Annotated in this window: 19 protein-coding genes and 3 tRNA genes; 10 read left to right on the top strand and 12 right to left on the bottom strand. The window is 72.9% G+C overall.

What is annotated here, in order from left to right; all coding sequences use genetic code 11:
• Positions 1 to 105: 105 nt before the first annotated feature.
• A complete protein-coding gene (locus ACO06A_RS10325) occupies positions 106 to 1,635 on the top strand; it encodes an APC family permease (RefSeq protein ID WP_421735913.1) in 1,530 nt (509 codons plus the stop codon).
• A 9-nt stretch (positions 1,636 to 1,644) separates the two neighbouring features.
• On the opposite strand, the gene ACO06A_RS10320 is transcribed toward ACO06A_RS10325, so the two are convergent.
• A complete protein-coding gene (locus tag ACO06A_RS10320; RefSeq protein WP_343048062.1) occupies positions 1,645 to 2,064 on the bottom strand; it encodes a DUF5997 family protein in 420 nt (139 codons plus the stop codon).
• 173 nt (positions 2,065 to 2,237) lie between these two features.
• Positions 2,238 to 4,718, bottom strand: a complete 2,481-nt coding sequence (locus ACO06A_RS10315; protein WP_421735912.1) for a glycogen/starch/alpha-glucan phosphorylase — start codon at positions 4,716 to 4,718, stop codon at positions 2,238 to 2,240.
• 148 nt (positions 4,719 to 4,866) lie between these two features.
• Here ACO06A_RS10315 and ACO06A_RS10310 point away from each other — a divergent pair, with 148 nt between their 5' ends.
• Positions 4,867 to 5,259 carry a phage holin family protein gene (locus ACO06A_RS10310; protein ID WP_421735911.1) on the top strand — a complete coding sequence of 131 codons (393 nt, stop codon included), beginning with the start codon at positions 4,867 to 4,869 and terminating at the stop codon, positions 5,257 to 5,259.
• 7 nt (positions 5,260 to 5,266) lie between these two features.
• Here ACO06A_RS10310 and ACO06A_RS10305 read toward each other — a convergent pair whose 3' ends face one another.
• Both ACO06A_RS10305 and ACO06A_RS10300 read right to left on the bottom strand, forming a co-directional pair.
• A complete protein-coding gene (locus tag ACO06A_RS10305; protein ID WP_421735910.1) occupies positions 5,267 to 5,782 on the bottom strand; it encodes a M15 family metallopeptidase in 516 nt (171 codons plus the stop codon).
• A gap of 89 nt (positions 5,783 to 5,871) precedes the next feature.
• Complete coding sequence (locus tag ACO06A_RS10300) at positions 5,872 to 6,246, bottom strand: hypothetical protein (protein ID WP_421735909.1); 375 nt, start codon at positions 6,244 to 6,246, stop codon at positions 5,872 to 5,874.
• A 687-nt stretch (positions 6,247 to 6,933) separates the two neighbouring features.
• On the opposite strand from ACO06A_RS10300, the gene ACO06A_RS10295 reads away from it, so the two are divergent.
• Together ACO06A_RS10295 and ACO06A_RS10290 are read left to right on the top strand one after the other, a co-directional pair.
• Positions 6,934 to 8,142 (top strand): AAA family ATPase, encoded by a 1,209-nt coding sequence (locus tag ACO06A_RS10295; RefSeq protein ID WP_421735908.1) that lies wholly within the window; start codon positions 6,934 to 6,936, stop codon positions 8,140 to 8,142.
• Positions 8,043 to 9,623, top strand: a complete 1,581-nt coding sequence (locus ACO06A_RS10290; RefSeq protein ID WP_421736047.1) for a helix-turn-helix transcriptional regulator — start codon at positions 8,043 to 8,045, stop codon at positions 9,621 to 9,623. Before ACO06A_RS10295 ends, ACO06A_RS10290 begins: the two co-directional genes overlap by 100 nt.
• A gap of 96 nt (positions 9,624 to 9,719) precedes the next feature.
• Here ACO06A_RS10290 and ACO06A_RS10285 read toward each other — a convergent pair.
• A tRNA-Arg gene (locus ACO06A_RS10285) sits at positions 9,720 to 9,792 on the bottom strand.
• Between the two features lie 100 nt (positions 9,793 to 9,892).
• On the opposite strand from ACO06A_RS10285, the gene ACO06A_RS10280 reads away from it, so the two are divergent.
• On the top strand, positions 9,893 to 11,131 hold the full coding sequence (locus tag ACO06A_RS10280) for a low temperature requirement protein A (RefSeq protein ID WP_421735907.1): 1,239 nt from the start codon (positions 9,893 to 9,895) through the stop codon (positions 11,129 to 11,131).
• 28 nt (positions 11,132 to 11,159) lie between these two features.
• Here ACO06A_RS10280 and ACO06A_RS10275 read toward each other — a convergent pair.
• From ACO06A_RS10275 to ACO06A_RS10265, 3 genes are all read right to left on the bottom strand, one after another.
• A tRNA-Ser gene (locus tag ACO06A_RS10275) sits at positions 11,160 to 11,248 on the bottom strand.
• Positions 11,249 to 11,320: 72 nt separating this feature from the next.
• A complete protein-coding gene (locus ACO06A_RS10270) occupies positions 11,321 to 11,917 on the bottom strand; it encodes a YdeI/OmpD-associated family protein (protein WP_421735906.1) in 597 nt (198 codons plus the stop codon).
• Positions 11,918 to 11,928: 11 nt separating this feature from the next.
• Positions 11,929 to 12,933, bottom strand: coding sequence for a hypothetical protein (locus tag ACO06A_RS10265; protein WP_421735905.1), 1,005 nt, complete (start codon positions 12,931 to 12,933; stop codon positions 11,929 to 11,931).
• Positions 12,934 to 13,096: 163 nt separating this feature from the next.
• On the opposite strand from ACO06A_RS10265, the gene ACO06A_RS10260 reads away from it, so the two are divergent.
• The 3 genes from ACO06A_RS10260 to ACO06A_RS10250 are packed head-to-tail and all read left to right on the top strand — an operon-like array spanning position 13,097 to position 16,172.
• Entirely contained in the window at positions 13,097 to 14,104 is a 1,008-nt protein-coding gene (locus tag ACO06A_RS10260; RefSeq protein ID WP_421735904.1) for an acyl-CoA dehydrogenase, read from the top strand.
• Positions 14,098 to 15,450, top strand: a complete 1,353-nt coding sequence (locus ACO06A_RS10255; RefSeq protein ID WP_421735903.1) for a PIG-L family deacetylase — start codon at positions 14,098 to 14,100, stop codon at positions 15,448 to 15,450. Before ACO06A_RS10260 ends, ACO06A_RS10255 begins: the two co-directional genes overlap by 7 nt.
• Complete coding sequence (locus ACO06A_RS10250; RefSeq protein ID WP_421735902.1) at positions 15,447 to 16,172, top strand: glycosyltransferase; 726 nt, start codon at positions 15,447 to 15,449, stop codon at positions 16,170 to 16,172. Before ACO06A_RS10255 ends, ACO06A_RS10250 begins: the two co-directional genes overlap by 4 nt.
• On the opposite strand, the gene ACO06A_RS10245 is transcribed toward ACO06A_RS10250, so the two are convergent.
• Positions 16,121 to 17,635, bottom strand: coding sequence for an RNB domain-containing ribonuclease (locus ACO06A_RS10245; protein WP_421735901.1), 1,515 nt, complete (start codon positions 17,633 to 17,635; stop codon positions 16,121 to 16,123). The two genes, ACO06A_RS10250 and ACO06A_RS10245, sit on opposite strands and share 52 nt — an antisense overlap.
• 459 nt (positions 17,636 to 18,094) lie before the next feature.
• Here ACO06A_RS10245 and ACO06A_RS10240 point away from each other — a divergent pair, with 459 nt between their 5' ends.
• Positions 18,095 to 19,528, top strand: coding sequence for a hypothetical protein (locus ACO06A_RS10240; protein ID WP_421735900.1), 1,434 nt, complete (start codon positions 18,095 to 18,097; stop codon positions 19,526 to 19,528).
• Positions 19,529 to 19,587: 59 nt separating this feature from the next.
• Here ACO06A_RS10240 and ACO06A_RS10235 read toward each other — a convergent pair.
• A tRNA-Ser gene (locus tag ACO06A_RS10235) sits at positions 19,588 to 19,679 on the bottom strand.
• 113 nt (positions 19,680 to 19,792) lie between these two features.
• On the opposite strand from ACO06A_RS10235, the gene ACO06A_RS10230 reads away from it, so the two are divergent.
• Positions 19,793 to 20,056, top strand: a complete 264-nt coding sequence (locus ACO06A_RS10230) for an HPr family phosphocarrier protein (RefSeq protein ID WP_421735899.1) — start codon at positions 19,793 to 19,795, stop codon at positions 20,054 to 20,056.
• Here ACO06A_RS10230 and ptsP read toward each other — a convergent pair.
• Both ptsP and ACO06A_RS10220 read right to left on the bottom strand, forming a co-directional pair.
• Positions 20,053 to 21,744, bottom strand: coding sequence for a phosphoenolpyruvate--protein phosphotransferase (ptsP, locus tag ACO06A_RS10225; protein ID WP_421735898.1), 1,692 nt, complete (start codon positions 21,742 to 21,744; stop codon positions 20,053 to 20,055). The genes ACO06A_RS10230 and ptsP overlap by 4 nt on opposite strands.
• On the bottom strand, positions 21,741 to 23,051 hold the full coding sequence (locus ACO06A_RS10220) for a PTS transporter subunit EIIC (RefSeq protein WP_421735897.1): 1,311 nt from the start codon (positions 23,049 to 23,051) through the stop codon (positions 21,741 to 21,743). The genes ptsP and ACO06A_RS10220 overlap by 4 nt, the downstream gene beginning before the upstream one ends.
• Positions 23,052 to 23,147 lie beyond the last annotated feature (96 nt).

Below are 23,147 nucleotides of genomic sequence, written 5' to 3'. Positions count from 1 at the left end.
CATGACGCCACCCACGTTGTTCTCGTCGCGGCACGACTCCTGCAGGGGTCGTGGGAGTAATGTCCGGATCCGGGGGTACCGCGACGACGCGAGCCGGGAGGTCCGATGAGCAGCGCCCTGACCGACGAGTCCCCCGCACCGGCGAAAGGGCTGAGCTCCGGCAGCCTCGGCCTGTGGGGCAACACCGTCATCGGCCTCGCCTCCACGGCACCCGCCTACTCGCTGGCGGCCACTCTCGGCTACGTGGTGCTGGCGGTCGGTGACAAGTCCCCAGCCATGTTCCTCATCGCGTTCGTGCCGATGCTGCTGGTCGCGATCGCGTACCGCGAGCTCAACTCGGTCATGCCGGACTGCGGGACCACGTTCACGTGGGGAGCCAAGGCGCTCGGTCCGTGGGTCGGCTGGCTGGGCGGCTGGGGACTGGCGGTGTCCGGGATCATCGTGCTGGCGAACGTGGCCGAGGTGGCCGCCGTCTACTTCCTGCGCGCGTTCGGCCTCGACGGGGTGGCCGAGAACCGCATCGCCGTCCTGCTGATCGGCGTCGGCTTCATCGCCGCCATGACCTGGGTGAGCTACCGCGGCATCCTGGTCAGCGAGCGCCTGCAGAACGTGCTCGTCGTCTTCCAGTTCATCGTGCTCGGCGGCCTGAGCATCCTGGCGCTCTGGAAGGTCTACGCCGGCACCGCCGGACCGCAGGCCGTGCTCCCGCAGTGGTCCTGGTTCAGCCCGGCTGGCCTGTCGTCGTCGGCCATCGCCGCCGCGGTGATCCTGTGCATCTTCATCTACTGGGGCTGGGACGCGTGCCTGGCCGTCAACGAGGAGACCAAGGACCTCGCGCGCACCCCGGGACGCGCCGCGGTGCTGGCCACGGTCATCCTGCTGGTCACCTACTGCCTCGTCGCCGTCGCCGTGCAGGCGTACGCCGGGTTCGGCACCACGGGGATCGGCCTGAACAACGAGGCCAACATCGACGACGTGGTCACCGTGCTCGGCGGTCCGCTGCTGGGACCGGTGATGGCGTTCGTCCTGCTGCTGGTCATCGCGGTGTCCGCCACCGCCTCGACGCAGACGACGATCCTGCCGACCGCCCGCGGCACCCTGGCGATGGCGGTCTACAAGGCGGTGCCCGAGCAGTTCGCGCGCGTGCACCCGGTGTTCAAGACCCCGTCGTTCTCCACCCTGGTCATGGGGATCACCGCGGGCGTCTTCTACATCGTGCTCAAGCTGCTCAGCGAGGACGCCCTGTTCGACTCCATCGCCTCGCTGGGCCTCGCCGTGGCGTTCTACTACGCGGTCACCGCGTTCGCCTGCGTCGCGTACTTCTGGCGGTCCATCTTCCGCAGCACCCGCAACTTCTTCCTGCGCGGCCTGTTCCCGGTGCTGGGCGGTGCCGGCATGGTCTGGGCGTTCGGCATCTCGGCGCGGGACATGCTCGACCCCGACTACGGGTACACGAGCTTCGGCGGCGTCGGCGGGGTGTTCATCATCGGCGTCGGGATGCTGGCCCTCGGGGTGCCGCTGATGGTCGCGTGCGCGGCGAAGCTGTCCCTGCGGCCGTACTTCCGGGGCGAGTCGCTCAACCGCGACACGCCCGTGCTGGTGCCCGACTTCGAGCCCCCGCGCGGAGGGCTCTGACCGAGAGGGTCAGCTCTCGCGGGCGGCGGCTGCCTTGCGGTCCGCATCAGCCTTGCGGTCCGCCTCGCGCGACTCCTGGAGCCGCTCCTCCAGGCGCACCTGCGCGGCGATCTCGCGCTCGCGGACCAGCCAGTTGGGCGGCTCGGCCTGGAGCGCCTCGATCTCCTCCGTGGTCAGCGGGTCCGTGATCCCGCCGCGGGCAAGCCCGCCGATGGAGATGCGCAGCCGGCCGGCGATGACGCTGCGCGGGTGCGGCCCGTCGCGGCGCAGGTCCACCAGCCACTGCGGGGGCGTGCGCTGGAGCTCGGTCAGCTCGTCACGCGTGATCATCCGGTTCTGGAAGTCCTCCGGCGTGGCCGGCAGGTACACGTCGAGCTTGGCGGCGGCGGTCGACGCCTTCATCTCCTGGGACTTCTTCGCGGGTGTCACGCGTCAAGGGTAGGCCCCGCCACCACGTCACAGCGTCCGAGGAAGTGAGCGCGCTGGCGACCACTTCCTCGGACGCTGTGTGCCGTCACTTCTCACTCTTGTGGTCGCGCTGCCCTTGCGTTCCGCTGCGGGCGGGTGCTCTGGCGCGCCCCCACCCTTCGCTGCACTTCAGGTCAGCGCTCCGGCAGAACCGGGTGGGTGTGCCAGATGCGGTCGATGTAGTCGCGCATGGACCGGTCGGAGGAGAAGTAGCCGGAGCGTGCCACGTTGAGCACGGCGGACCGCGTCCACGCCTCGGTGTCCGCGTAGGCCTCGTCGACCCGGGCCTGCGCGTCGATGTAGGCCTGGTAGTCGGCCAGCACCAGGAACCGGTCCTCCGAGAGCAGGTTGGACACGATGGGCTCGAACGTCGTCCGGTCCCCGTCGGAGAACACCCCGGACGCGATCAGGTCGAGCGCGTGCCGCAGCGAGCGGTTCTGCTCGTAGAAGGACGTCGGGTGGTAGCCGCGGTCGACGATCTCCGCGACCTCCGGCTCGAGCAGCCCGAACAGGAAGAAGTTGTCGTCACCCACGAGCTCGCGGATCTCGACGTTCGCGCCGTCGTCGGTGCCGATGGTCAGGGCACCGTTGAGCGCGAACTTCATGTTGCCCGTTCCCGACGCCTCCTTGCCGGCCAGCGAGATCTGCTCCGACAGGTCCGCCGCGGGGATGAGCTTCTCCGCGAGCGTCACGTTGTAGTTGGCGGGGAACGCCACGGTGAGCCGGCCCTGGAGCGCCGGGTCGTTGTTGATGGTGCGGCCGACGGCGTTGATCAGGCCGATGGTCTGCTTCGCCATCTTGTAGCCCGGAGCCGCCTTGGCCCCGAACGCGAACGTGCGCGGCGTGACGTCCTCGATCCGCACGGCGCCGGACCGCACCTGGTCGTACAGGGTGACCACGTGCAGGAGCTTGAGGGTCTGCCGCTTGTACTCGTGCAGGCGCTTGACCATCACGTCCAGCATCGTGTCGGGGTCGATCACGATGCCGTCGCGCTCCTTGAGCACGTCGACCAGCCGGAGCTTGTTGGCCCGCTTGACCTCGCGGAACGCCCGCCGGAACTCGGCGTCCTCGGCCAGCGGCTCCAGCTCCTTCAACCGCTCCAGGTCGGTCACCCAGCCGTCCCCGATGGCCGCGGTGACCAGCTCGGACAGTCCCGGGTTGGCCAGCCGGACGAAGCGGCGCGGCGTGACGCCGTTGGTGACGTTGATGAACTTGTCCGGGAAGTAGTCGGAGAAGTCGTGCAGCACCTTGTCCTTGAGCAGCTGCGAGTGCAGTGCCGCGACGCCGTTCACCTTCGAGCCCGCGACCGTGGCCAGGTACGCCATCCGCACGGCCCGCTCGGGGTACTCGGCGATGATCGACATCCGGCGCACCCGCAGCTCGTCGTCCGGGTAGGCCTCCCGGAGCTCGGCCATGAAGTCCTCGTTGATCCGGTAGATGATCTCGAGGTGGCGGGGCAGCAGCTTGCCCAGCAGGTCCACCGGCCAGACCTCGAGGGCCTCCGGCAGCAGCGTGTGACAGGTGTACGCGAAGCACTTCTGGGTGGTGGCCCAGGCGTCGTCCCAGTCCCAGCCCTTCTCGTCGACCAGGATCCGCATGAGCTCCGGGATGGCGATGACGGGGTGGGTGTCGTTGAGCTGGAAGATGATCCGCTCGGGAAGCTTGTGCAGGTCGAAGTCGTGCGGGAGAACCTGGTCCAGGAAGTCGCGGATCGAGCACGCGACGAAGAAGTACTGCTGCTGGAGGCGCAGCTCCTTGCCCTGCGGCGTGGAGTCCTCCGGGTAGAGCACCTTGGAGATGTTCTCCGCGAACGTCTGGGCGCGGACGGCCTGCGCGTAGTCACCGGCGTTGAAGATCTCGAGGTCGAACGCGCGGGTCGCACGGGCGCTCCACAGCCGCAGCGTGTTCACGCGGCCGTTCTCGTACCCCGGCACCATGTAGTTGTAGGGGACGCCGAGCACGCTCCAGCCCGGCACCCAGCGGCTCCGCGTCTGGCCGTCGTCGGCCACGTACTGCTCGGTGTGCCCGCCGAAGTCGACCGTGACGGCGGCCTCCGGGTGCGGGAACTCCCACGGCGAGCCCAGCGCCAGCCAGTTGTCCGGCTTCTCCACCTGCCAGCCGTCGACGAACGTCTGGCGGAAGATGCCGTACTCGTACCGGATGCCGTAGCCGATGCAGGGCACGTTCATCGTCGCGAGCGAGTCGATGAAGCACGCGGCGAGCCGGCCGAGACCACCGTTGCCCAGGCCGGGCTCGACCTCCGCCTCGCGCAGCTCCGCCAGGTCGATGCCCAGAGACGCCAGGCCCTCCTGGACCACGTCCTCCAGGTCCGACGCGAGCAGCGCGTTGTCCAGCTGCCGGCCCAGCAGGAACTCCGCCGACAGGTACGCCACCGACTTCGCCTGGATCTGGAACTGCCGGCGGAGCGTCTCCAGCCACCGGACCATCAGGTAGTGGCGCACCGTGCGGGCCATGGCAAGGTACTTGTCATTGACCGACGCGCGCGTCAGGTCGGTGCCCTGCCCGAGGTTCAGCTCCCGCAGGAACTCCCGGACAAAGCCGTCGACCGTGTGCTCGGGCGTGGCGATGGGCGTGGGTGTCGAGTTCTCCGTCACGCGAGCCACGGTAGCGGGCGTCCCGGCGATCGACCGAGCCGTGCGAACAGTCGTAACAATCGGTCGCGTCACACCCTGGCGGGCCCGTGCGACGTGTCCCTAGGCTGAGTCCCAGGTCGCAGCGTCGCCGAGCGGGAGCGGGTACCCGATGGTCGTCTTCCTGATCCGAGCGTTCATCTTCCTCGCCTCGGCAGCCCTGGGCCTGTGGATCGCGTCGCTGATCGTCGACGGGTTCACCGTGACCGCCTCGGGGTTCCTCGTCGCCGTCGTCGTGTTCGCCGTCCTCCAGAGCATCCTCACGCCGTGGTTCCTGGTGATGTCCCGCAGGTACGCCAACGCGCTCACGGGTGCCGTCGGTCTGGTCTCCACCGTCGCGGCGCTCTGGGTGGCGACGCTCTTCGGTGACGGCCTGACCATCAGCGGCACCACCGCCTGGGTGTTCGGGTCGCTCACGGTCTGGATCGTCACCATGCTCGGGACGCTGATCCTCCCGCTGATCTTCCTGCGCAACCGCGTGCAGAAGAAGAACGCCGAGGTCTGAGCGCTCCTCACCAGCCGCTGGACGAGTCCGCGTGCAGCTCCGGGCACGCGTCCGCGCCGTCGGCCAGCAGCTCGAAGTGCCAGATCTCGTTCGCGTACGTGCGGCACAGGCCCAGCTCGAACCCGTGCTCCCCCAGCCAGAGGGCTCCCTCGGTGGGCCCGACGTCGACCGCCGTCCCCTGCACGTGTGCGGACGACTCGGGCGGGAGCACCCACCGGCGCGCCTCCTCGAGCGACCCGTACCGCTCGACCGCGTCGTCGACGATCGCCTGCTGGTCCGCCGCGGACCGCCACCCGGAGGTGAGCGTGAGGGGCACGCCGGCCACCTCCGCGGCCGCCTGGGCGGCCGCGAACCGGCGCTCGAGCTCGGGGTCCAGCCCGTGCGCGGCCGGCGCCGCCGCGCTGCCGAGCGCATGGACGACGCCGGCCACGGCGACGCACAGCACGGCGACCGCACCCGCGATCACCCAGCGCGCGCGGCGGCGGCGCACTCGTTCCGGGAGACGGCCGACGTAGAGGGTCACGATCCTCACTGTGCGGTCGGGCGGCGCCGGCGCGCGTGGGCCTCAGGACGGATCGTGACGGGCCGGGCCTGGTCCCCGGGGCGGACGGGTCAGTCGTGGTACCCCATCGGGAAGCCGCTGTCGCCCTGCGCCCAGACGTCCGACGTCGCCCGCGGCGGTGGCACGTGCCGCACGTCCCCGCACCGCGTGCACCGCCACGTCGAGTCGACCGCGGCGACCCGGACGAACCTGTGGTCGATCGGGAGCTCGCACCACCACCACGCACCGGGCGGCTCGTGGTCGGGCGCGCGGTCGCGGCGCACGGCGAGGAGGTTGACCAGGGCGAAGACCGCCGTCAGCGCGAGCACGATGCCGAGGACCGCCAGTCCGAGCGAGAACCAGGGTGTGGGGAGCAGCAGGGCGAGAGCCCCGCCGAGCGCGACCACCAGCACCACCGAGCGGAAGATCAACCGTCGTCGTCGCACGGCACACCTCCAGGGACCGTCGCCGTGGAGGGCGACCTCGGGCCCGCTGGTCCGAGTCTCCTCCGGCGGCGACGGAGGGGAAAGGCCCCTACCGACACTCGTCAGAGGGAGCTCACGGCGATCCCATGCGCTGACCCACCAGGTCGGGTCATCCGAGCTCCACGTGCGGTACGCGCCACTGCCGGGGCCATGGGTCTGCACCCAGACCGTGGCGCGGGCGACCTCGGCGTCATGGGCGGCTCGCGTCGCAGCCTCGGCCGAGGGCGAGTCGGGCCCCGTCGTCGTCGGCGCTGTGTGCGCGGCGGGAGCCGGGGAGGGCGCAGGTAGCGAGGGACCTGCGGTGGTGCCGGTCGCTACCAGAGCGACGACGACCGCACCCACGGCAACGCCGGCGACCCCGGCGAGCCGCCGCGCGAGCACCGATCGGGCCCTCAGGTCGCGTGGTTGCGCGTCGGCGGGGTCCAGCTCGAACTCGATCACCGTCTCGAGGTGGACGTCGCGGCTCAGGGTCGCGTGGGTCATGGGGTGGTCCTCCGTGGTCCGACGAGCGGTTGCTCGTCCGTCCACGCTGACGCGCCTGGGCCCGGGTGCGACGAGTAGCCCGCTACTCGTTCCGGGGGCGGGCCGGCACCGGGTACGCGTCGGGCCCTGGCGGCGCGCCAGGGGCCCCGGTCTACGATCGCGAGCATGAGCCTGCAGGGGCCATGGGTGGGACGCCAGGGCGAGCTCGCGCGTGTGACCTCGACCCTCACCGGTGAGGGTGGTCGACGCGGCACGGTCATCGCCGGCCCGGCCGGCGTCGGGAAGACCCGCCTGGCGGCCGAGGCCGCGGAGCGGGTCGCGGCGCTCGACCGGTCGGTGCTCTCGTTCGTGGCGACCGCGTCCGCCAAGCGCCTGCCCCTCGGGGTGTTCGCGGGCCTGCGGGTGCCGAGCACCAGCGCGGACCCGTTCCGGGTGGTCGGCGCCGTGCTCGACGCGTTGCTGTCGGGGACGGACGGCTCCGGAACGGTCGTGGCGGTCGACGACGTCCACCAGCTCGACGAGACGTCGGCCGTGGTGGTGCACCAGCTGGTGCACAAGACCCGTGCCGTGGTGCTGCTGACGCTGCGCGTCGGTGAGCCGGTGCCCGAGACGGTGGCCGCGCTGTGGAAGGACGGTCTCGTGGAGCGGGTCGACCTCGAGCCGCTGGCCGAGCCGGAGTCGGCCGAGCTCCTGCGCGTCGTGCTCGGCGGACCGGTCGACGCCGGTGCCGCGGCGAAGCTGTGGGACCTCACGCACGGCAACGTGCTGCACGCGCGGCGCATCATCGACGACGAACGTCGAGCGGGTCGCCTCGAGGTCAGAGCGGGCACCTGGGTGTGGCACGGCGACCCCGTCCTGTCCCCGACGCTCCTGGAGCTCATCACCGCCCAGATGGGTGCGATCCCGGCCGACGTCGCCGACGTGGTCGACCTGCTCGCGATCGCCGAGCCCCTCCCGTTCGACGCCGTGCTCGATGGCCTGGGCGGAGCGCCGGTCGAGCGGGCCGAGGCAGCGGGGCTCATCATGGCGACCCCGGCGGGGCGGCCGGACGCCTGCGGCTGGCGCACCCGCTGTACGGCGACGTGCGACGACTCGGGATCGGCGCGGTGCGCGCCGCGCGGCTGCGCGGCATGGCCGCCGGGATGCTCACGTCCGAGACGCCGACCGCGCGGCTCGGCGTCGACGCGGCGCTCCGGCGGGCGGTGCTCACCCTCGAGTCGGACCTGCCGCCCGATGCCGCCCTGTTCCTCGCGGGAGCGCGGGAGGCGTCGCGGATGCTGCAGCTGCCTCTGGCGGAGCGTCTCGCGGCGGCGTCGGAGGCCGCGGGTGGCGGGCCGGAGGCGGTGGCGGTCGGCGCGATGGCGGTGTCCCTGATGAGCCGCGGCGACGACGCGCGCGACCTGCTCTCGACCCTCCCGTGGGCCGGACCCGACCAGTACCTCGTCGCCCTGGCCACCTTGCGCGCGGGGAACCTGTTCTTCGACCTGGGTGACGCGGCCGGCGCCGACGCGGTGCTCGCCGAGGTCGACGGGCTCCTCCACGACCCCGCCGTCGCGAAGGGCCTGGCCGGGATCCGCACCACGATGCTCGCCTTCCTCGGAGCGCCGGACCAGGCGATCGCGGTCTCGCAGGCGCGAGACAGCTGGGCCGACGCGCCACCGGTCGCCGCGATCCTGCTCGAGTGGGGGCGCGTCGTCGCGCACGGCGATCTCGGCGACACGACGGCGATGCGGCGCGACCTCCAGCTCGCGCAGCGGCACTCGGAGGCCGACCCCGGGGTCGCGATGCTGCGGTACCCGATCCTCATGTCCTGCGAGGCAGCGCTCCTGAGCCTCGGCGAGATCGAGGAGGCGGCAGAGCTGGTCGCCGAGGCCGTCGCCGCGCTCGCGGACCTCCCCGGCGGTCCGCAGGCGATGTCCGCGACGATGCTCGGCCTGACGGCACTCGGGCGTGGGCAGCTGCCGGCGGCGCTCGACCACTTCACCGCCTCGTCGACCGCGTTCCTGGCCTCGGGCGACACGTCGGGGTGGCTCGTCGTGAGCCTGATGAGTCTCGCTCGAGCCGCCGCCCAGAGCGGCGACCCGCAGCGCGCGACCCGGGCGCACGAGACCCTGGTCGAGCATCCGCACACCGGCTTCCTGCGCTACGCGCCGGAGATCGCGCTCGCGGGCGCGTGGGTCGCCGCCGCCCACGGCTCGACCACGCTCGCCCGAGAACGCGCCCGTGGTGCGGCGCAGATCGCCCGGGAGCGGGGCCAGCTCGCCTGCGAGATGCTCGCGCTGCACGTCGCGGTCAGGTTCGACGACCGGCAGTGCGCGGACCGGCTCGCCCAGCTCGCGCTCGTCGTCGACGGACGTCGTCCGCTGCTGGCCGCGCAGCATGCGTCAGCGCTCGCGCACGGCGACGGCGTGGCACTCATGGACGTCGCCGGTCGCCTCGAGGCAGCAGGCGACCTGCTCGCGGCTGCCGACGCCGCAGCGCAGGCCGCGACTCAGTTCCGCGCGCGCAGCCTGCACGGCTCCGCCCTGTCCGCGTCCGCCATGGCGCACCGGCTGGCTGCCGAGTGCGGCGGCGCGTGGAGCCCGGCGCTGTCCGCGATCGACGCCCCGGCGGCGCTGAGCGACCGGGAACGTGAGTGCGCGCTCCTCGCCGCAGAAGGGCTCTCGAACCGGGCGATCGCGGACCTGCTGGTCGTCTCGGTCCGGACGGTCGAGGGCCACCTGTACCGCGCCTCGTCGAAGGTCGGTGCGACGTCGCGCTCGGAGCTGGCGCGCCTGCTGGCTCCGTCGGCCGGGCTGAGGAGGCCCGAGACGGGAGCAGCGCCCGGAGGGCCGCGTCCGACGAGGGCCCCATGAACCACTGGGCAGGCCTGTGACCTGCGCCTGCTCTGGGCAAAGAGAGAGGCGCACTGCGTTCGCCGCAGTGCGCCTCACTGTCACATCCGTACTGGGTGCGCCCGAAGGGACTCGAACCCCCAACCTTCTGATCCGTAGTCAGATGCTCTATCCATTGAGCTACGGGCGCATGGCCCTCGACGGGCCGCAGACGACGATACAGGTCAGGTGCCCGGTGGCCCAAACCGGATGCACGTGACCCATCACACGCTCGTGGCAGGATCGCGCAGGTGACGGGATCGGGCAGCGGCACGCTGAGGCTGGGTACCGGCGGCGGCCGGTGGGGTATGCGCACGGACGTGCTCCGGCACGGGGGTGGCCACGACGGCAGCAGGGTCGGCTACATCGAGCTGTTCTTCGACCTCGTGTTCGTCTTCGCGGTCACGCAGCTGTCGCACAGCCTCATCGCGCACCCGGACCCCAGCACGCTGCTCCAGACGCTCGTGCTCGCGTGGGCGGTGTGGTGGCTGTGGATCGACACCACGTGGGTCACCAACTGGCTGGACCCGGACAAGACCCCCGTGCGGACGATGCTGCTGGTCCTCATGCTGCTGGGCCTGCTCATGTCGAGCGCGATCCCGGAGGCGTTCGAGGGCAAGGCGCTGCTGTTCGCGGTGCCGTACGTGGTGATCCAGGTGGGCCGGACGCTGTTCACGACATGGGCGATGGGACGGCACTGGCCGGAGAACGCCACCAACTTCGTGCGGATCACCGTGTGGCTGAGCGTGTCCGGGGTGTTCTGGATCGCGGGTGCGCTGGTCGACGAGCACCTGCGGCCGGCGCTGTGGATCACGGCGGCGCTCATCGACGTCGTCGGGCCACGGGCGCTGTTCTGGGTGCCGTTCATGGGCCCGACCGATCCGACGACGTGGTCCGTGCGCGGCTCGCACATGGCCGAGCGGGTGGCCCTGTTCCTCATCATCAGCCTGGGCGAGTCGATCATCGTCACCGGCACGGCGTTCGCGGAGCTGGAGCTGGACGCCACCACGCTGCTGGCGTTCCTCGCCGCGTTCGTCAGCACCGTCCTCATGTGGCTGCTCTTCTTCGACCGGTCCGAGCGGTCGGCCACCGAGTACTTCTCGTCGCGCGCGGAGCCCGGGATGGTCGCGCAGACCGCCTACACGTACGTCCCGTTCCTGCTGATCACCGGCATCGTGCTCACAGCGGTGGCCGACGAGCTGGTGCTCCTGCACCCCCTCGGGCACACCGACACGTGGACCGCGGGGCTGATCTGCGGGGCGGCGGCGGTCTACCTGTTGGGCAACGCGTTCTTCCGACGCGCTACCGGCGGCCGGTGGTCGATGCCGCACCTGGTCGGCGTCGTCGTGGTGCTCGGGGCGTTCGCGCTGCGGGACTGGGCCTCGCCGCTGGCGCTGAACTGGGTGTCGAACGCGGTGCTGCTGGCGGTGATCGTCGGCGACGTGGTGCTGGCGCGCCGGGGGCGGACGCAGCAACAGCCCGAACCCTGAGGGTTCGAGCTGCTGGTTCGAGCAAGGGCGGAGACGGTGGGATTTGAACCCACGGAAGGCTTGCGCCTTCACGACCTTAGCAGGGTCGCGCACTAGACCGGGCTATGCGACGTCTCCAGGACCAGCACAGGGTACCCGCGCCGGTGGCCCACCACCAAAGCGGCCCCTGACCTGCGGCGTCGCCGTCGCCTACGACTTCGGGACCCACTGGTTCGCCCGCTTCCCCTCCGCCGCGAGCCGAGCCGACTCCTCGAGCCGGGCCGCCCGCGTGCTCTCCCGCCTGGCCTGCACGATCCACTCGAGGATGGCGCGCCGGGCCGAGGGAGGGAAGGCGTCGAACTGCTCGCGTGACCCCGGGTAGCGGTCGAACGCCGCCGCCAGGTCGTCCGGGACGACCAGGTTCTCCACGTCGTCGAGCAGCGTCCACGAGCCGTCCGCCTTCGCGGCGTCGATCAGCGCGCGGCCGGCCGGCGTCATCCGGCCCTCGGCCTCCAGGCGCACGATCCGCTCCTTGTTGGTCCGCGCCCAGCCGCTGCCCGGCTTGCGCCGCGTGAACCAGAGCATGCTGCGCTCGTCGTCGAGCTTGCGGCCGGACGAGTCGATCCACCCGACGCAGAGCGCCTCCTCGACCGCGAGCTCGTACCTGACCGACGGCTTGCCGGTCGGGGACTTCCACGACACCAGCCACACGCCGGACTCGGTGGCGTGGTGGGCGTGCAGCCAGTCGCGCCACTCCTCGACCGTCTCGGCGTGCACCCGCGGGGCGTCGTCCCTGCTGCCGGCCATCGGTTCCTCTCCTACGTCCTGTCGCGTACGGCCTCGGCCGCGTCCCGTGCCCGCTCCGCGCGGTGCAGCTCGCGCTCCGCCGTCGCGACGTCCTTGTCGTCGGCACGCAGGGTCTGCTGCGTGGCGGCCACGTCCTTGTCCGCCACCGTGGCGGCCTTGCCGGCGGCGGCGAGGCGGCGGCGCACCTCCGCGTGCTCGCGGACCAGGTCGTCCTCCTCCTCGTGCGCACGCGCAGCGCGCTCCTCTGCTCGCGCGACCTCGGCGGCGCTCTCGTCGCGCGCCTCGACCGCGGCCGCGTGCCGACGCCGGGCCTCCGCGGCGGCTCGGTCGGCCTGCTCCCACGCGGCCTGCGCCTCGTCGCGGGCGCGCTGCTCGCGCTCCTCGCGGCGCCGGCGTTCGCGGTCGGCGGCGGTCTCCTTCGGTTCCGCCCGCTCCGAGTCGCCGACGAGCCGGAGGCGGCCGCGCGCGGGTGTCTCCGCTGCCTTCGGCGGTCTCGGCGCCTTCGGGGTCGGGGGCGGCGGCGGCGCGTCCCCTGTGTCCGCGCTGCCGAACCCCGCGTACTCGCGCGCCGCGGTGAGCCGTCCGGAGAGCACCTCGCGCGCCACTGCCGGGTCCGCGAGCGCGGCGGTGAGCGTGGCGTCGAGCTCCTGGGCCACGGTGTCGCCGATCTTCTGACCGGCCGGCTGAGCGAGCCGGCGGGCGCGGGCCACCAGGGAGCGGACGAGCTGGCGGCGCTGCGTCGACAGCTCCCGCAGCGCGGGTCCGTCCAGCGACCGCTCGGCGTCCCGCAGCCCCTCGCCGAGCGCGACGATCTGCCCGGCCATGGCGGGATCGTCGCGCACCAGCAGGTTGACCAGCCAGGCCGAGACGGTCGGCTTGCGCAGTTCGGCGATCGCGTCGGCGAGCTCTCTGTCCTTGTCGGCCTTCGCGGCCTTCACGGCGGCGGTGCGGCGGGCGACGAAGTCCGTGGGCGACCCCGCGTACAGGTCGTCGGCGACGTCGTCGAGCTCGCTCATCGGTCCGCCGCCACGCTGGTGTGCACGCTCCGACCCTGCCACGTGGCCGTCCACCTGCGCACGGATCTCGGCTCGGGTCGCGGGACCGGCACGCCGCGGTGATGATCTGGACGACGGATCGAGCAGCGGTCCCCCCGAGCTGGTCCCCTTGGGAGTGACGACGATGGCCCTGCCTGGAGGCGTGCGGCTGCGCGCGCTCGGCCCGAGCAGCGGTGCACCGACGATCCCCCGGACGGTCGGGGACGCCCTGCGCGTCGTCGTGTCCTGGCCCGCCGACCTGGTCCCCGGCGAGGGCCGCACGACCGAGCTGTGGGAGCTGCTGGCCACGCTGGGCGCCGCCGACCTCGGGGTGGCGCGGGCGGTCGAGCCGCACCTCGACGCGCGCGCGATCCTGGCGCAGGCCGGCACCGGCGACGACGACGGACGGACGTGGGGCGTGTTCGCCGCGGAGGGCCCCGGCGGACGGCTGGACGCGGTCGAGGGCGACGACGGCTGGCGGTTGCACGGCACCAAGCCGTGGTGCTCGCTGGCCGGCGAGCTGGACGCGGCGCTGGTCACCGCGCACCTGGCGGACGGCACACGGGGGCTGTTCGCGGTGGGTCTGCGCGGGCCGGGGGTCCGGCTGGTCGACCAGGAGTGGGTGTCGCGCGGGCTCGCGGAGATCCCGAGCACCGCCGTCGAGTTCGACGACGTGCGCGCCACGCCCGTGGGAGCGCCCGGCTGGTACCTCGAACGGCCGGGGTTCTGGTGGGGCGGGATCGGGGTGGCGGCGTGCTGGTTCGGCGGTGCCGTCGGGATCGGTCGGCGGGTGCACGCCCAGGCGCAGGGCCGCGACGACCCGCTGCTGGCGATGCACCTCGGCGCGATCGACCAGCGGCTGGAGTCTGCCCGCCGGGCGCTCGCCGAGGCGGCCGGCCTGGTGGACGCGGGCTCGCTCGACGCCGCGCAGGGCCGGCTGCTGGCCAAGCGGGTGCGGGCGACCGTGGCGGGGGTGTGTGAGGACGTGCTGCGGATCGCCGGGCACGCGCTCGGTCCGGCACCGCTGGCGCTCGAGGCGGAGCACGCGAAGCGGGTGGCCGACCTGCAGGTCTACGTCCGCCAGCAGCACGCCGAGCGCGACGACGTCTCGCTGGGACAGGCGCTCGCCGCGTCGCAGGACCCGCCGTGGTGACGTTCGACGGGCGCAGCCCCGGCACACCCGCCGACGCCTGGTCGGCCGACGCCCGGTTCCGCGCCCTGCCCGCGCTCGCGCTCCGGCGCACCGGGCGCACCGTGGTCGTCGCCGCCCACCCGGACGACGAGACGCTCGGGGCCGGCGGCATCCTGGCCGAGCTGGCGGACGCTGGTCACCCGGCCGAGGTGGTCGTCGTCTCCGACGGCAGCGCGTCCCACCCCGGCTCCCCGACGCTCACGGCGGATGCGCTCGTCGAGATCCGATCGACCGAGGTCCGCGAGGCGGTGCGGCTCCTGTCCCCCGACTCCCCCGTCACCCTGCTCGGACACCCCGACGGCGGGTTGCGCGAGGTGCGTGACGCGGTCGAGACGGACCTCCGGACGCTGCTGGCGGACGGCCTTCCGGTCGACCAGCTCGTCGCCCCGTGGCGCGGCGACGGCCACCGCGACCACCGGGTCGTCGGCGAGATCTGCGCGACCCTGGCCGACGAGCTCGGCTGCGCCCTGCTCGAGTACCCGCTGTGGCTCTGGCACTGGGCGACGCCCGACGACCCGCACGTCCCGTGGGACCACCTGCGGGTGGTCGACCTCGCGGACCGGTCGGTGGTGCGCAAGCACCGGGCCGTCGCTGCGCACGCGACACAGGTCACCGCGCTGTCGTCGGACGCACGGGACGCTCCGACGCTGCACCCCGCGTTCCTGCGCACGTTCGACCGGGACGTCGAGGTCGTCGTCACGCAGGAGGCCGCCCGGCCGTCGCTGACCGGCGAGTTCTTCGACGCCACCTACGGCCGGCACGAGGACCCGTGGGGGTACACCGACCGCTGGTACGAGGAGCGCAAGCGCGCGCTGACTCTCGCGGCGCTGCCGGACGTGCGGTACGGCCGGGTGCTGGAGGTGGGCTGCGGGATCGGGGTCCTCACGGAGCAGCTGGCCGGGCGCGCCGACGACCTGCTGGCCGTGGACGTGTCGGCCGCCGCGGTCGAGCGCGCCCGCGAGCGCGTGCCGGGCGTGCGGGTCCAGGTCGCGGACGTCGCGGCCGGCGTGCCGGAGGGCCCGTTCGACCTCGTCGTCCTGTCCGAGGTCGGCTACTACCTCGACCGGTCCACCCTCGTGCGCGTGCTGGGCGAGCTCCGCGCGCACCTCGCCCCCGGCGGGACCCTCCTCGCGTGCCACTGGCGACATCCGGTCGAGGCCTACCCGCTCAGCGGCGACGACGTGCACCGCGTGCTGCGCCGCACCACGGACCTCACGCTCCTGGCCGAGCACCGGGAGACCGACCTGCTGCTGGACGTCTACGCCGACGACCCGCGGTCGGTGGCCGAGCGGACGGGTCTGGCGTGAGCCCGCGCATCGAGCACGTGGTCGTCGTGGTTCCCGCCCGCGACGAGGAGCAGCTGGTGGGGCGGTGCCTCGGCTCGCTGCAGTCGGCGCGGCAGGCCGCCCGCGCGGTGCGGCCGGACCTCACCGTCGACCTCGTGCTCGTGCTCGACCGGTGCACCGACGGCACCCGGTCCGTCGCGCTCGGGCACCTGGACGTCAGGCTCGTCGACCTCGACGTGGGGCGCGCCGGAGCGGCCCGCGCGGCCGGGGTGCGCGACGCCCTCGCCCGCTCGACCGCCGACCCCGAGCGGACCTGGGTGGCCGGCACCGACGCCGACTCCGTCGTGCCCGAGGGCTGGATCCTCGAGCACCTGCGGCTGGCGGACGCCGGCGCGGACGTGGTGGTCGGCACCGTCCGGCCCGATCCCGCCGACCTGTCCCCCGCCCAGCTGGCCGCCTGGCGGGCCACCCGCGTGCCCGGCCGGCCGAACGGTCACGTGCACGGCGCCAACCTCGGCGTGCGGGCCGACGCCTACCTCCGGGCGGGCGGCTTCCCCGACCGACCCGAGCACGAGGACGTCGAGCTGGTGGCCGCGCTCACCGCCGCCGGGGCCCGCGTCGTCGCGACCGACGCCTGCGACGTGCTTACCTCGGGCCGCCTGGCGGGTCGGACGCCGGGTGGCTACGCGGGCTACCTGCGCTCGAGGTTCGGCTCGGTGGACGACGAGGCCGCGTCCGCCTGAGGCTCCGCCAGCTCGAAGACGACCTTGCGCTCCCGCACGGACGCCTGGGTCACCCGGACGCGCACGTCCTCACCGAGAGGCAGCCCGGCACCCTCGATCCGGCCGCGGACCGCGGGATCGCGGAGCTGGACCACGCCCAGGTCGTGGTCCTCCCGCACGTCGACGATCGCGCCCTCGAACACCTCGCCCTCCCGCCCGGTGAGCAGCGCCGCCTCGACCAGGTCCAGGCACCCGCGCTCGAACTCCGCGGCGTGCTTGTCCCCGCCGGCCATCAGACCCGGGAGCTCCGGGAGGGCGTCGCGCACCCACGTCGGCACGGGTTCGCCCGCGCACAGCGCCAGGCAGGTCTCGCCGACGAACCGGTCCACGAGCCGGCGCAGCGGAGCGGTCGTGTGGGCGTAGGGCGCGGCGATCGCGGCGTGCAGGGGCGCCGACGGGACCTCGCCGTCGAAGGCCACGTACGCGGCCCCGCGCAGCAGCGAGGTGGCGTCCGTGAGCAGGGCAGCGTGGGTGGGGTTCGCCGCGTCGAGCTCGCGGATGACGTCTCCGGGCGTCGCACCCGCCGGCCACGGGACGCCCAGCGCGTGCGCGGACAGCCGCAGCCGTTCGACGTCGCGCGGGTCCGCTTCGGGGAGCGTGCGCACGATCCCGATCCGGCCGTCCAGCATCAGCTGGGCGGCGCACATGCCGGTCAGCAGCGAGATCTGCGCGTTCCACTCCTCGACCGGCAGCGTGGCGCGGCTGCCGAGGGTCCACACGCCGTGGGAGTCCTGCTCGACCACCTGTTCCGGCGTCGGGAGCGTGATCCCGCCCCGGGCCCGCTCGGCCGCCTCCCGCAGCGTCCCGACCTCCCGCAGCAGGCGCACGGTCTCGTCGGCGGTCCCGTCGTCGAGCGCCGCCTGCGCCCCCTCGTACGTCAGCTGGGCGCGGCTCCGCACGGAGGACCGCACCACCGAGACGTGGACCGGGGCACCCTGAGCGTCGAGGTCGATCGTCCAGACCAACGCGGGGGTCACCTGGTCGGGCAGCAGGCTCGCGACGCCCTCGGACAGCTCCGGGGGGTGCAGCGGGGTCCGGCCGTCCGGGGCGTAGAGGGTCTCGACGCGCTCGCGCACCTCGCCGTCGATCCGGCCGCCGGGCCGCACCCACGCCGCCACGTCCGCGATCGCGTACCGCACGCGGAACCCGGGCCCCTGGCGTTCGATGTGCAGCGCCTGGTCCAGGTCCTTCGAGCCCTCCGGGTCGATGGTGACGAAGGGGATGTCCGTCGCGTCGGACCGCTCGCCGTCGGGTCCCCGGGCGATGACCGCTGCCGCCTCAGCGAGGACGTCCGGGGGGAACTGCGCGGGGATGTCGAGCTCGCGCCGCAGGTCGTCCAGACCGTCCCGGACCAGGACGTCGACAGTCGCCTCCTGCGCCTGCTGCGGCGGGCGGGCGTGCAGCTGGACGTGGCGTCTGGGCACGCCGCGAGCCTAGGCGGGCCGGGGCAGCGGCGCGCGGCGGCCGGCCGGGGGCACCCACACCCGAACGGGTGAGTCCAGCATCCGGACCAGGCGCGGCCCACCCCGGTTTCCTGCGGGCTGTCCGGGTGGTCCCGGTTCCAGTTGTCGCTTTTCACCATATTTGCCGGAAATCGCTTCCCGGTCGAGCCGTGTGACGTCCGACACATTCACCCGTTCACGCGGTTACCGATCAGTAAGCGACATTTCCTGCTCAATTGATCGAACTCCCTGGTCACGCGACCAACTGCCGGATACAGGCAGGTCCCAGGCAACTTCCAGGCTCCACATCGCCGTGATCATGCGGCTCAAGGCGCCGCCGGAACGTCCGATAGGACCGTTAATACTTGCTGTTCGCCGAGATGCCCGATGCGCCTTGTCGAAAGCATTTCGCCGCTTTGACCCGAAATCTGGAGCTATTCGATGATCTCAATCCGCCGACCCCTCGCGGTCGCGACCGTGCTCGCCGCAGGCCTTGTCGCCTCGGTCGCACTGCCGTCGATCGCCTCGGCCGCGACTCCCGTCGCCGCCGCGACCACCGCGTGCCCCGCCGCCACCGCCAACACCCTCGTCGAGGGGGGATCGCTGACCGCCGGCAAGAGCCTCACCTCGGCCAACGGCGTGTTCAAGCTGACCCTCGCGACCGACGGCTCGCTGACCCTGTTCAACACGACCACGGGTGGCCGCCGCTGGGTCCAGCAGGGCTGGGCCGGTGCACACCTCGACCTGCGGACCGGCGGCAAGCTCGTCCTGGTCGCCAAGGACGGCAGCATCAGGTGGGCCAACAACGTCGCCGCGACCTGCTCGACGGTGTGGGTCCACGACTCCGGCTTCGTCGTCTCCAGCCACGGCAGCGTCGTCGACTGGAACGCGCCGGCGAGCACGACCAAGCTGACGGTGCCCGCCACGATCCTCCCGGCTCCGGTCCCGACCCCCACGCCGACTCCCACGCCGACGCCGACGCCCGCCCCGGCGCCGACCGTTCCCGCGCGTGACGTCGCGCAGCTGCCGTTCGCCTCGACGGCCCCCTGGAACACCGCCATGGGCGCGGGTGCGAAGTTCGAGTCCGCCACCGGCGCGATGACGGCCAAGCTCGGGCTGACGACCCCCACGGTGAACTCGAGCCGCTGGTCGATCGCCGTCTTCTACGCCACGACGAGCGACCCGATGGCCACGGTCACCAACCCGAACACCGGCCAGGTGCTCCAGGTGCGCGTGCCCCGCAACACCGCCCCGACCTACGGCACCGACAAGCACGTCGGCGTCGTGCAGCCCGACGGCGTCACGGCCTACGAGTTCTACAAGATGACCAACGTCGGCACCGACCAGTGGACGTCGACCCGCATCGTCAAGCAGGACCTGCGCCTCGACGGCATGAAGGACGGCTCCCGCGCCTCCGGCGTCTCGTTCTTCGCCGGCCTCATCCGCACGCAGGAGCTCAAGAAGCTCTCGATCAACCACACGCTGGCGCTCGGCATCTCCGACGCCCAGCTCAAGTCCGGGCCGGTGTGGCCGGCCCGCACGCAGGACAGCAACGGCACGACCGCATACTCGGGCACGATCCCGATGGGCACGCTGTTCGCCATCCCGAGCACGGTGGACGTCAGCAAGCTGGCGCTCAGCCCGGAGGGCAAGGCGCTGGCCAAGGCGCTCCAGAACTACGGCGCGCACGTGCTGATCCGGTCCGGCACGCAGGCCCTGTACTGCGAGCACACCTGCGACCCGACGCAGGCCGCCAACCTGGTGACGGACTGGCGGACGCTCTCGCCGCTGCTGCGGGCGGTCACCAACAACACGGCGACCAACGTCGCCGGTGGTGGCACGCGCCTGGCTCCGGCTCTGCCTGCCGTCAGCTGACACCTCGCACGTGAACAGGCCTGCTCCCCTGCCCGGGGAGCGGGCCTGTTCCGCGTGTGCGGAGGGCGTGGGATTCGAACCCACGAGAACGGGGTTGTCCCGCTCCAACGGTTTTCAAGACCGTCTCTTTCGGCCGCTCAGACAGCCCTCCCGCACAGGCCTCGGCCTGTCGCGGCACGAGTCTCCCACAGCCGCTCGACCGAACATGGTCTAGACCAGTAGAGTCGCGGGACGTCATCGTCAACCCGTCCCCGGAGGCAGGCCATGCAGCGTTCCGTCGTCGTCGCTCTTCCCGGAGGGCTGCACGCCCGCCCCGCCGCGCAGTTCGTCGCGGCGGCCGGGCGCCAGCCCGCACGGGTCACGATCGCGCGGGCCGGCGGCGCCCCGGTGGCCACCGCCTCGATCCTGGCGATCATGACGCTGGGCGTCGGAGCGGGCGACGAGGTCGTGCTGGCCACCGACGACGACAGCGCAGATGCGGCCGCCTCGATCGACGCGCTCGAGCAGTTCCTGCTCCAGACCGCCTAGAGACCCAGCTCCTCGAGCACGTCCAGCGACGCGCGCACCGCCGACCGCGCTTCGTCGGCCGTACGCTGCGCCAGCGCGAGGGTGGCCAGCTCGCGGCACCGCTCGAGGGTCACGGCGGCCAGCACCGCAGCCACGTCCGGCAGCGCCCGGGGTGTCATCGACAGCGACGCGACGCCGAGCCCCACTAGCACGGGGGCCAGCACCGGGTCGGCGGCCGCCTCGCCGCAGACCCCGACCGGCCGGCCGCGCGCCGCTCCGCCCGCGCAGGCCAGCTGCACCAGGGACAGCACGGCGGGCTGCCACGCGGTCGACAGCCGCGCCAGGGTCGCGAGCTCCCGGTCGGCCGCCATCGCGTACTGGGTGAGGTCGTTGGTGCCCAGGCTCGCGAACCGTGCGTGCAGCAGCAGGTCACCCGCCCGGAGCGCGGCCGCGGGGACCTCGACCATGACGCCGGCGTGCGCCAGGCCGTGCGCGGCACAGAGCTCCACGAAGGAATCTGCCTCGTCGGCCGTCGCCACCATCGGGGCCATCACCCAGACGTCCGCCGACGAGGACGCCGCAGCCTGCGCGATGGCCGCGAGCTGGTCGTCGAGGACCCCGGGGTAGGCCCAGGACGTGCGCAGTCCGCGCACCCCGAGGGCCGGGTTGGGCTCCCCCGCGGCGGTCACGAACGGCAGCGGCTTGTCGGCGCCGGCGTCCAGCGTCCGGATCACCACGCGCCGGCCGGGGAACGCGGCGAACACCCGCGAGTAGGCCGCCACCTGCTCGGGGATACCTGGCGCGGTCGTCCGGCCCAGGAACTCGAACTCCGTGCGGAACAGGCCGATCCCCTCGGCCCCCATCTCCGCGGCGACCGCGGCACCCGCCGGGTCCGCGACGTTGGCCAGCAGGGGGACGGCGTGACCGTCGGCCGTCCGGCCGGGCTGCTCCAGACGGGTCCGACGTGGGCCGACGCGACCGGCGCGCTCGACGGCGTCGGCGTCGGGACCCAGCACGACCTCCCCGACCGAGCCGTCGACCAGCACCGTCTCGCCCTCGCCGATCGCGTCGGCGCCCACGACCGCGACCACGCACGGGATGCCGAGCGCGCGCGCCAGGATCGCGGTGTGCGCCGTGGGGCCGCCGCCCGACGTGACGAGGGCGAGGACCCGCGCCGGGTCCAGCCGGGCCGCGTCCGCCGGCGCGAGGTCCCTGGCCACCAGCACGAACGGGACGCCCGGGTCCGGCACGCCCGGGGGTCGCAGCCCGAGCAGCTCCGCGACGATGCGGTCGCGCACGTCCCGGACGTCAGCCGCCCGGTCCGCGAACATCCCGCCCAGCGCACGGAGCTGCTCCGCGACCAGCTCGGCCGCGTCCCAGACCGCACGGGCGGGTGTCGCGCGGGTCTCCAGGACGCGTCGGCGGGCCTCGTCGGCGAGCGATGGGTCCGCTGCCATCGCCGCGGTGATCGCGAGGATGTCTGCGGCCTCCCCGCTCGCCGCGTCGGCGGCCCGGGCCAGGGCGTCGCGCACCCCGGCCGCCGCGTGGTCCACCGCGGCCGCCGCCGTGACCAGGTCCGTCCCCGGAGCCGAGGGCTCGGGCGACGGCGCCGGCGGGGCGTCGGGCATGCGCGCCACCACCCCCACCCGGCGGCCCGGGCTGACCCCGAACCCCCTCAGGGTCAGCGCGGCGGCGACCGCGGTGGTCATCGTGCGGGAGCCGTCTCGTCGACCGCCTCCACCACCGGCCGGTCCTCCGTCGTCGGGGTGGTCGTCGTGTCGTCGTCGTCGTCGTCGTCACGGCCCGGCGTCCGCAGGTTCCAGCGCGTGATGACGAACCGGAACAGGAAGTAGTAGACGACCGCGTACCCGAGGCCGATGACGATCAGCAGCAGCGGCATCGTGGCGATCCGGAAGTTCAGCAGGTAGTCGATGGCACCCGCGGAGAACCCGAACCCGTCCTTGATGCCCAGCGCGTTGACCAGCGCCAGCGACGTGCCGGTGAGGATCGCGTGGATGACGTACAGCGGGTAGGCCACGTAGACGAACGCGAACTCGAGCGGCTCGGTGACCCCGGTGACGAACGAGACGAGCGCGGCCGAGCCCATGATGCCGGCGATGACCTTGCGGTTCTTGGCCTTGGACGTGTGCACGATCGCCAGGGCGGCCGCGGGCAGCGCGAACATCATGATCGGGAAGAAGCCGGTCATGAACGTGCCGGCCGTCGGGTCGCCGTGCAGGAAGCGCGCGATGTCGCCGTGCCACACCTCGCCGCTGGAGTCGGTGTACGAGCCGAACTGGAACCACGGCAGCGAGTTGAGGATGTGGTGCAGGCCGATCGGGACGAGCAGGCGGTTCATGGTGCCGTAGACGAACGCGCCGAGGATCGTGGAGCTGGTGACCCAGTCACCGACCGCCGTGAAGCCGGCGTCGAAGGCGGGGTAGATCAGGGCGCCGACGACGGCGACGACGATCGCGGCGCCCGCGGTGACGATCGGCACGAAGCGCCGTCCGCCGAAGAACGCGAGGTACGCGGGCAGCTTGATCCGGTAGTACCTCTGGAACAGCAGCGCCGCCACGATGCCCATGACGATGCCGCCCAGCACGCCGTAGTTGATCAGCTCCTGCGGGTCGTCGCCGACCGGCTTGCCGAGCACGTACGGGGAGAGCGCGTCGGTGACGCCCTTGAACACGAGGTACCCGATCACGGCCGCGAGGCCGGTCGAGCCGTCCGACTTGCGAGCGAACCCGACGGCCACTCCGACGGCGAACAGGAGGGCCAGGTTGGCGAACAGCGCGTTCCCCGCGGCGCCGAGGACGGCGGCCACGGGCAGGAGCCACTCGGCGTGCGCTCCCAGGCCGTCGGCGCCGAGCATGTCGGGCTGGCCGAGCCGGAGCAGCAGCGCCGCGGCGGGCAGGGAGGCGATGGGGAGCATCAGCGACCGGCCGATGCGTTGCAGCTGGGCGAGGCCGGGGATGCCCCGCTTCTCGGTGGTGTCGACGGTGACGGTGGTCATGGAGCACTCCTTGGGGGTGGTCCTGAAGTCCGGGGGCCTGGTCGAAGATGTCTGGTCTGGACCAGTTGCGAGCAGACTGGTCTAGACCTCATGATG

The sequence above is a fragment of the Cellulomonas sp. genome, assembly GCF_965229465.1.
In the GTDB taxonomy this organism is placed as follows: domain Bacteria; phylum Actinomycetota; class Actinomycetes; order Actinomycetales; family Cellulomonadaceae; genus Cellulomonas.
Note: the sequence above shows the minus strand (reverse complement) of the source record. Positions and strands in the feature narration are given on the sequence as shown.

What these genes read in the sequence shown, in the direction of transcription:
- ACO06A_RS10325 (WP_421735913.1), top strand. Translation starts at nt 106, where the DNA reads ATGAGCAGCGCCCTGACCGACGAGTCCCCCGCACCGGCGAAAGGGCTG.
- ACO06A_RS10310 (WP_421735911.1), top strand. Translation starts at nt 4,867, where the DNA reads ATGGTCGTCTTCCTGATCCGAGCGTTCATCTTCCTCGCCTCGGCAGCC.
- ACO06A_RS10295 (WP_421735908.1), top strand. Translation starts at nt 6,934, where the DNA reads ATGAGCCTGCAGGGGCCATGGGTGGGACGCCAGGGCGAGCTCGCGCGT.
- ACO06A_RS10290 (WP_421736047.1), top strand. Translation starts at nt 8,043, where the DNA reads ATGCTGCAGCTGCCTCTGGCGGAGCGTCTCGCGGCGGCGTCGGAGGCC.
- ACO06A_RS10270 (WP_421735906.1), bottom strand. Translation starts at nt 11,917, where the DNA reads ATGGCCGGCAGCAGGGACGACGCCCCGCGGGTGCACGCCGAGACGGTC.
- ACO06A_RS10265 (WP_421735905.1), bottom strand. Translation starts at nt 12,933, where the DNA reads ATGAGCGAGCTCGACGACGTCGCCGACGACCTGTACGCGGGGTCGCCC.
- ACO06A_RS10260 (WP_421735904.1), top strand. Translation starts at nt 13,097, where the DNA reads ATGGCCCTGCCTGGAGGCGTGCGGCTGCGCGCGCTCGGCCCGAGCAGC.
- ACO06A_RS10240 (WP_421735900.1), top strand. Translation starts at nt 18,095, where the DNA reads ATGATCTCAATCCGCCGACCCCTCGCGGTCGCGACCGTGCTCGCCGCA.
- ACO06A_RS10230 (WP_421735899.1), top strand. Translation starts at nt 19,793, where the DNA reads ATGCAGCGTTCCGTCGTCGTCGCTCTTCCCGGAGGGCTGCACGCCCGC.
- ptsP (WP_421735898.1), bottom strand. Translation starts at nt 21,744, where the DNA reads ATGACCACCGCGGTCGCCGCCGCGCTGACCCTGAGGGGGTTCGGGGTC.
- ACO06A_RS10220 (WP_421735897.1), bottom strand. Translation starts at nt 23,051, where the DNA reads ATGACCACCGTCACCGTCGACACCACCGAGAAGCGGGGCATCCCCGGC.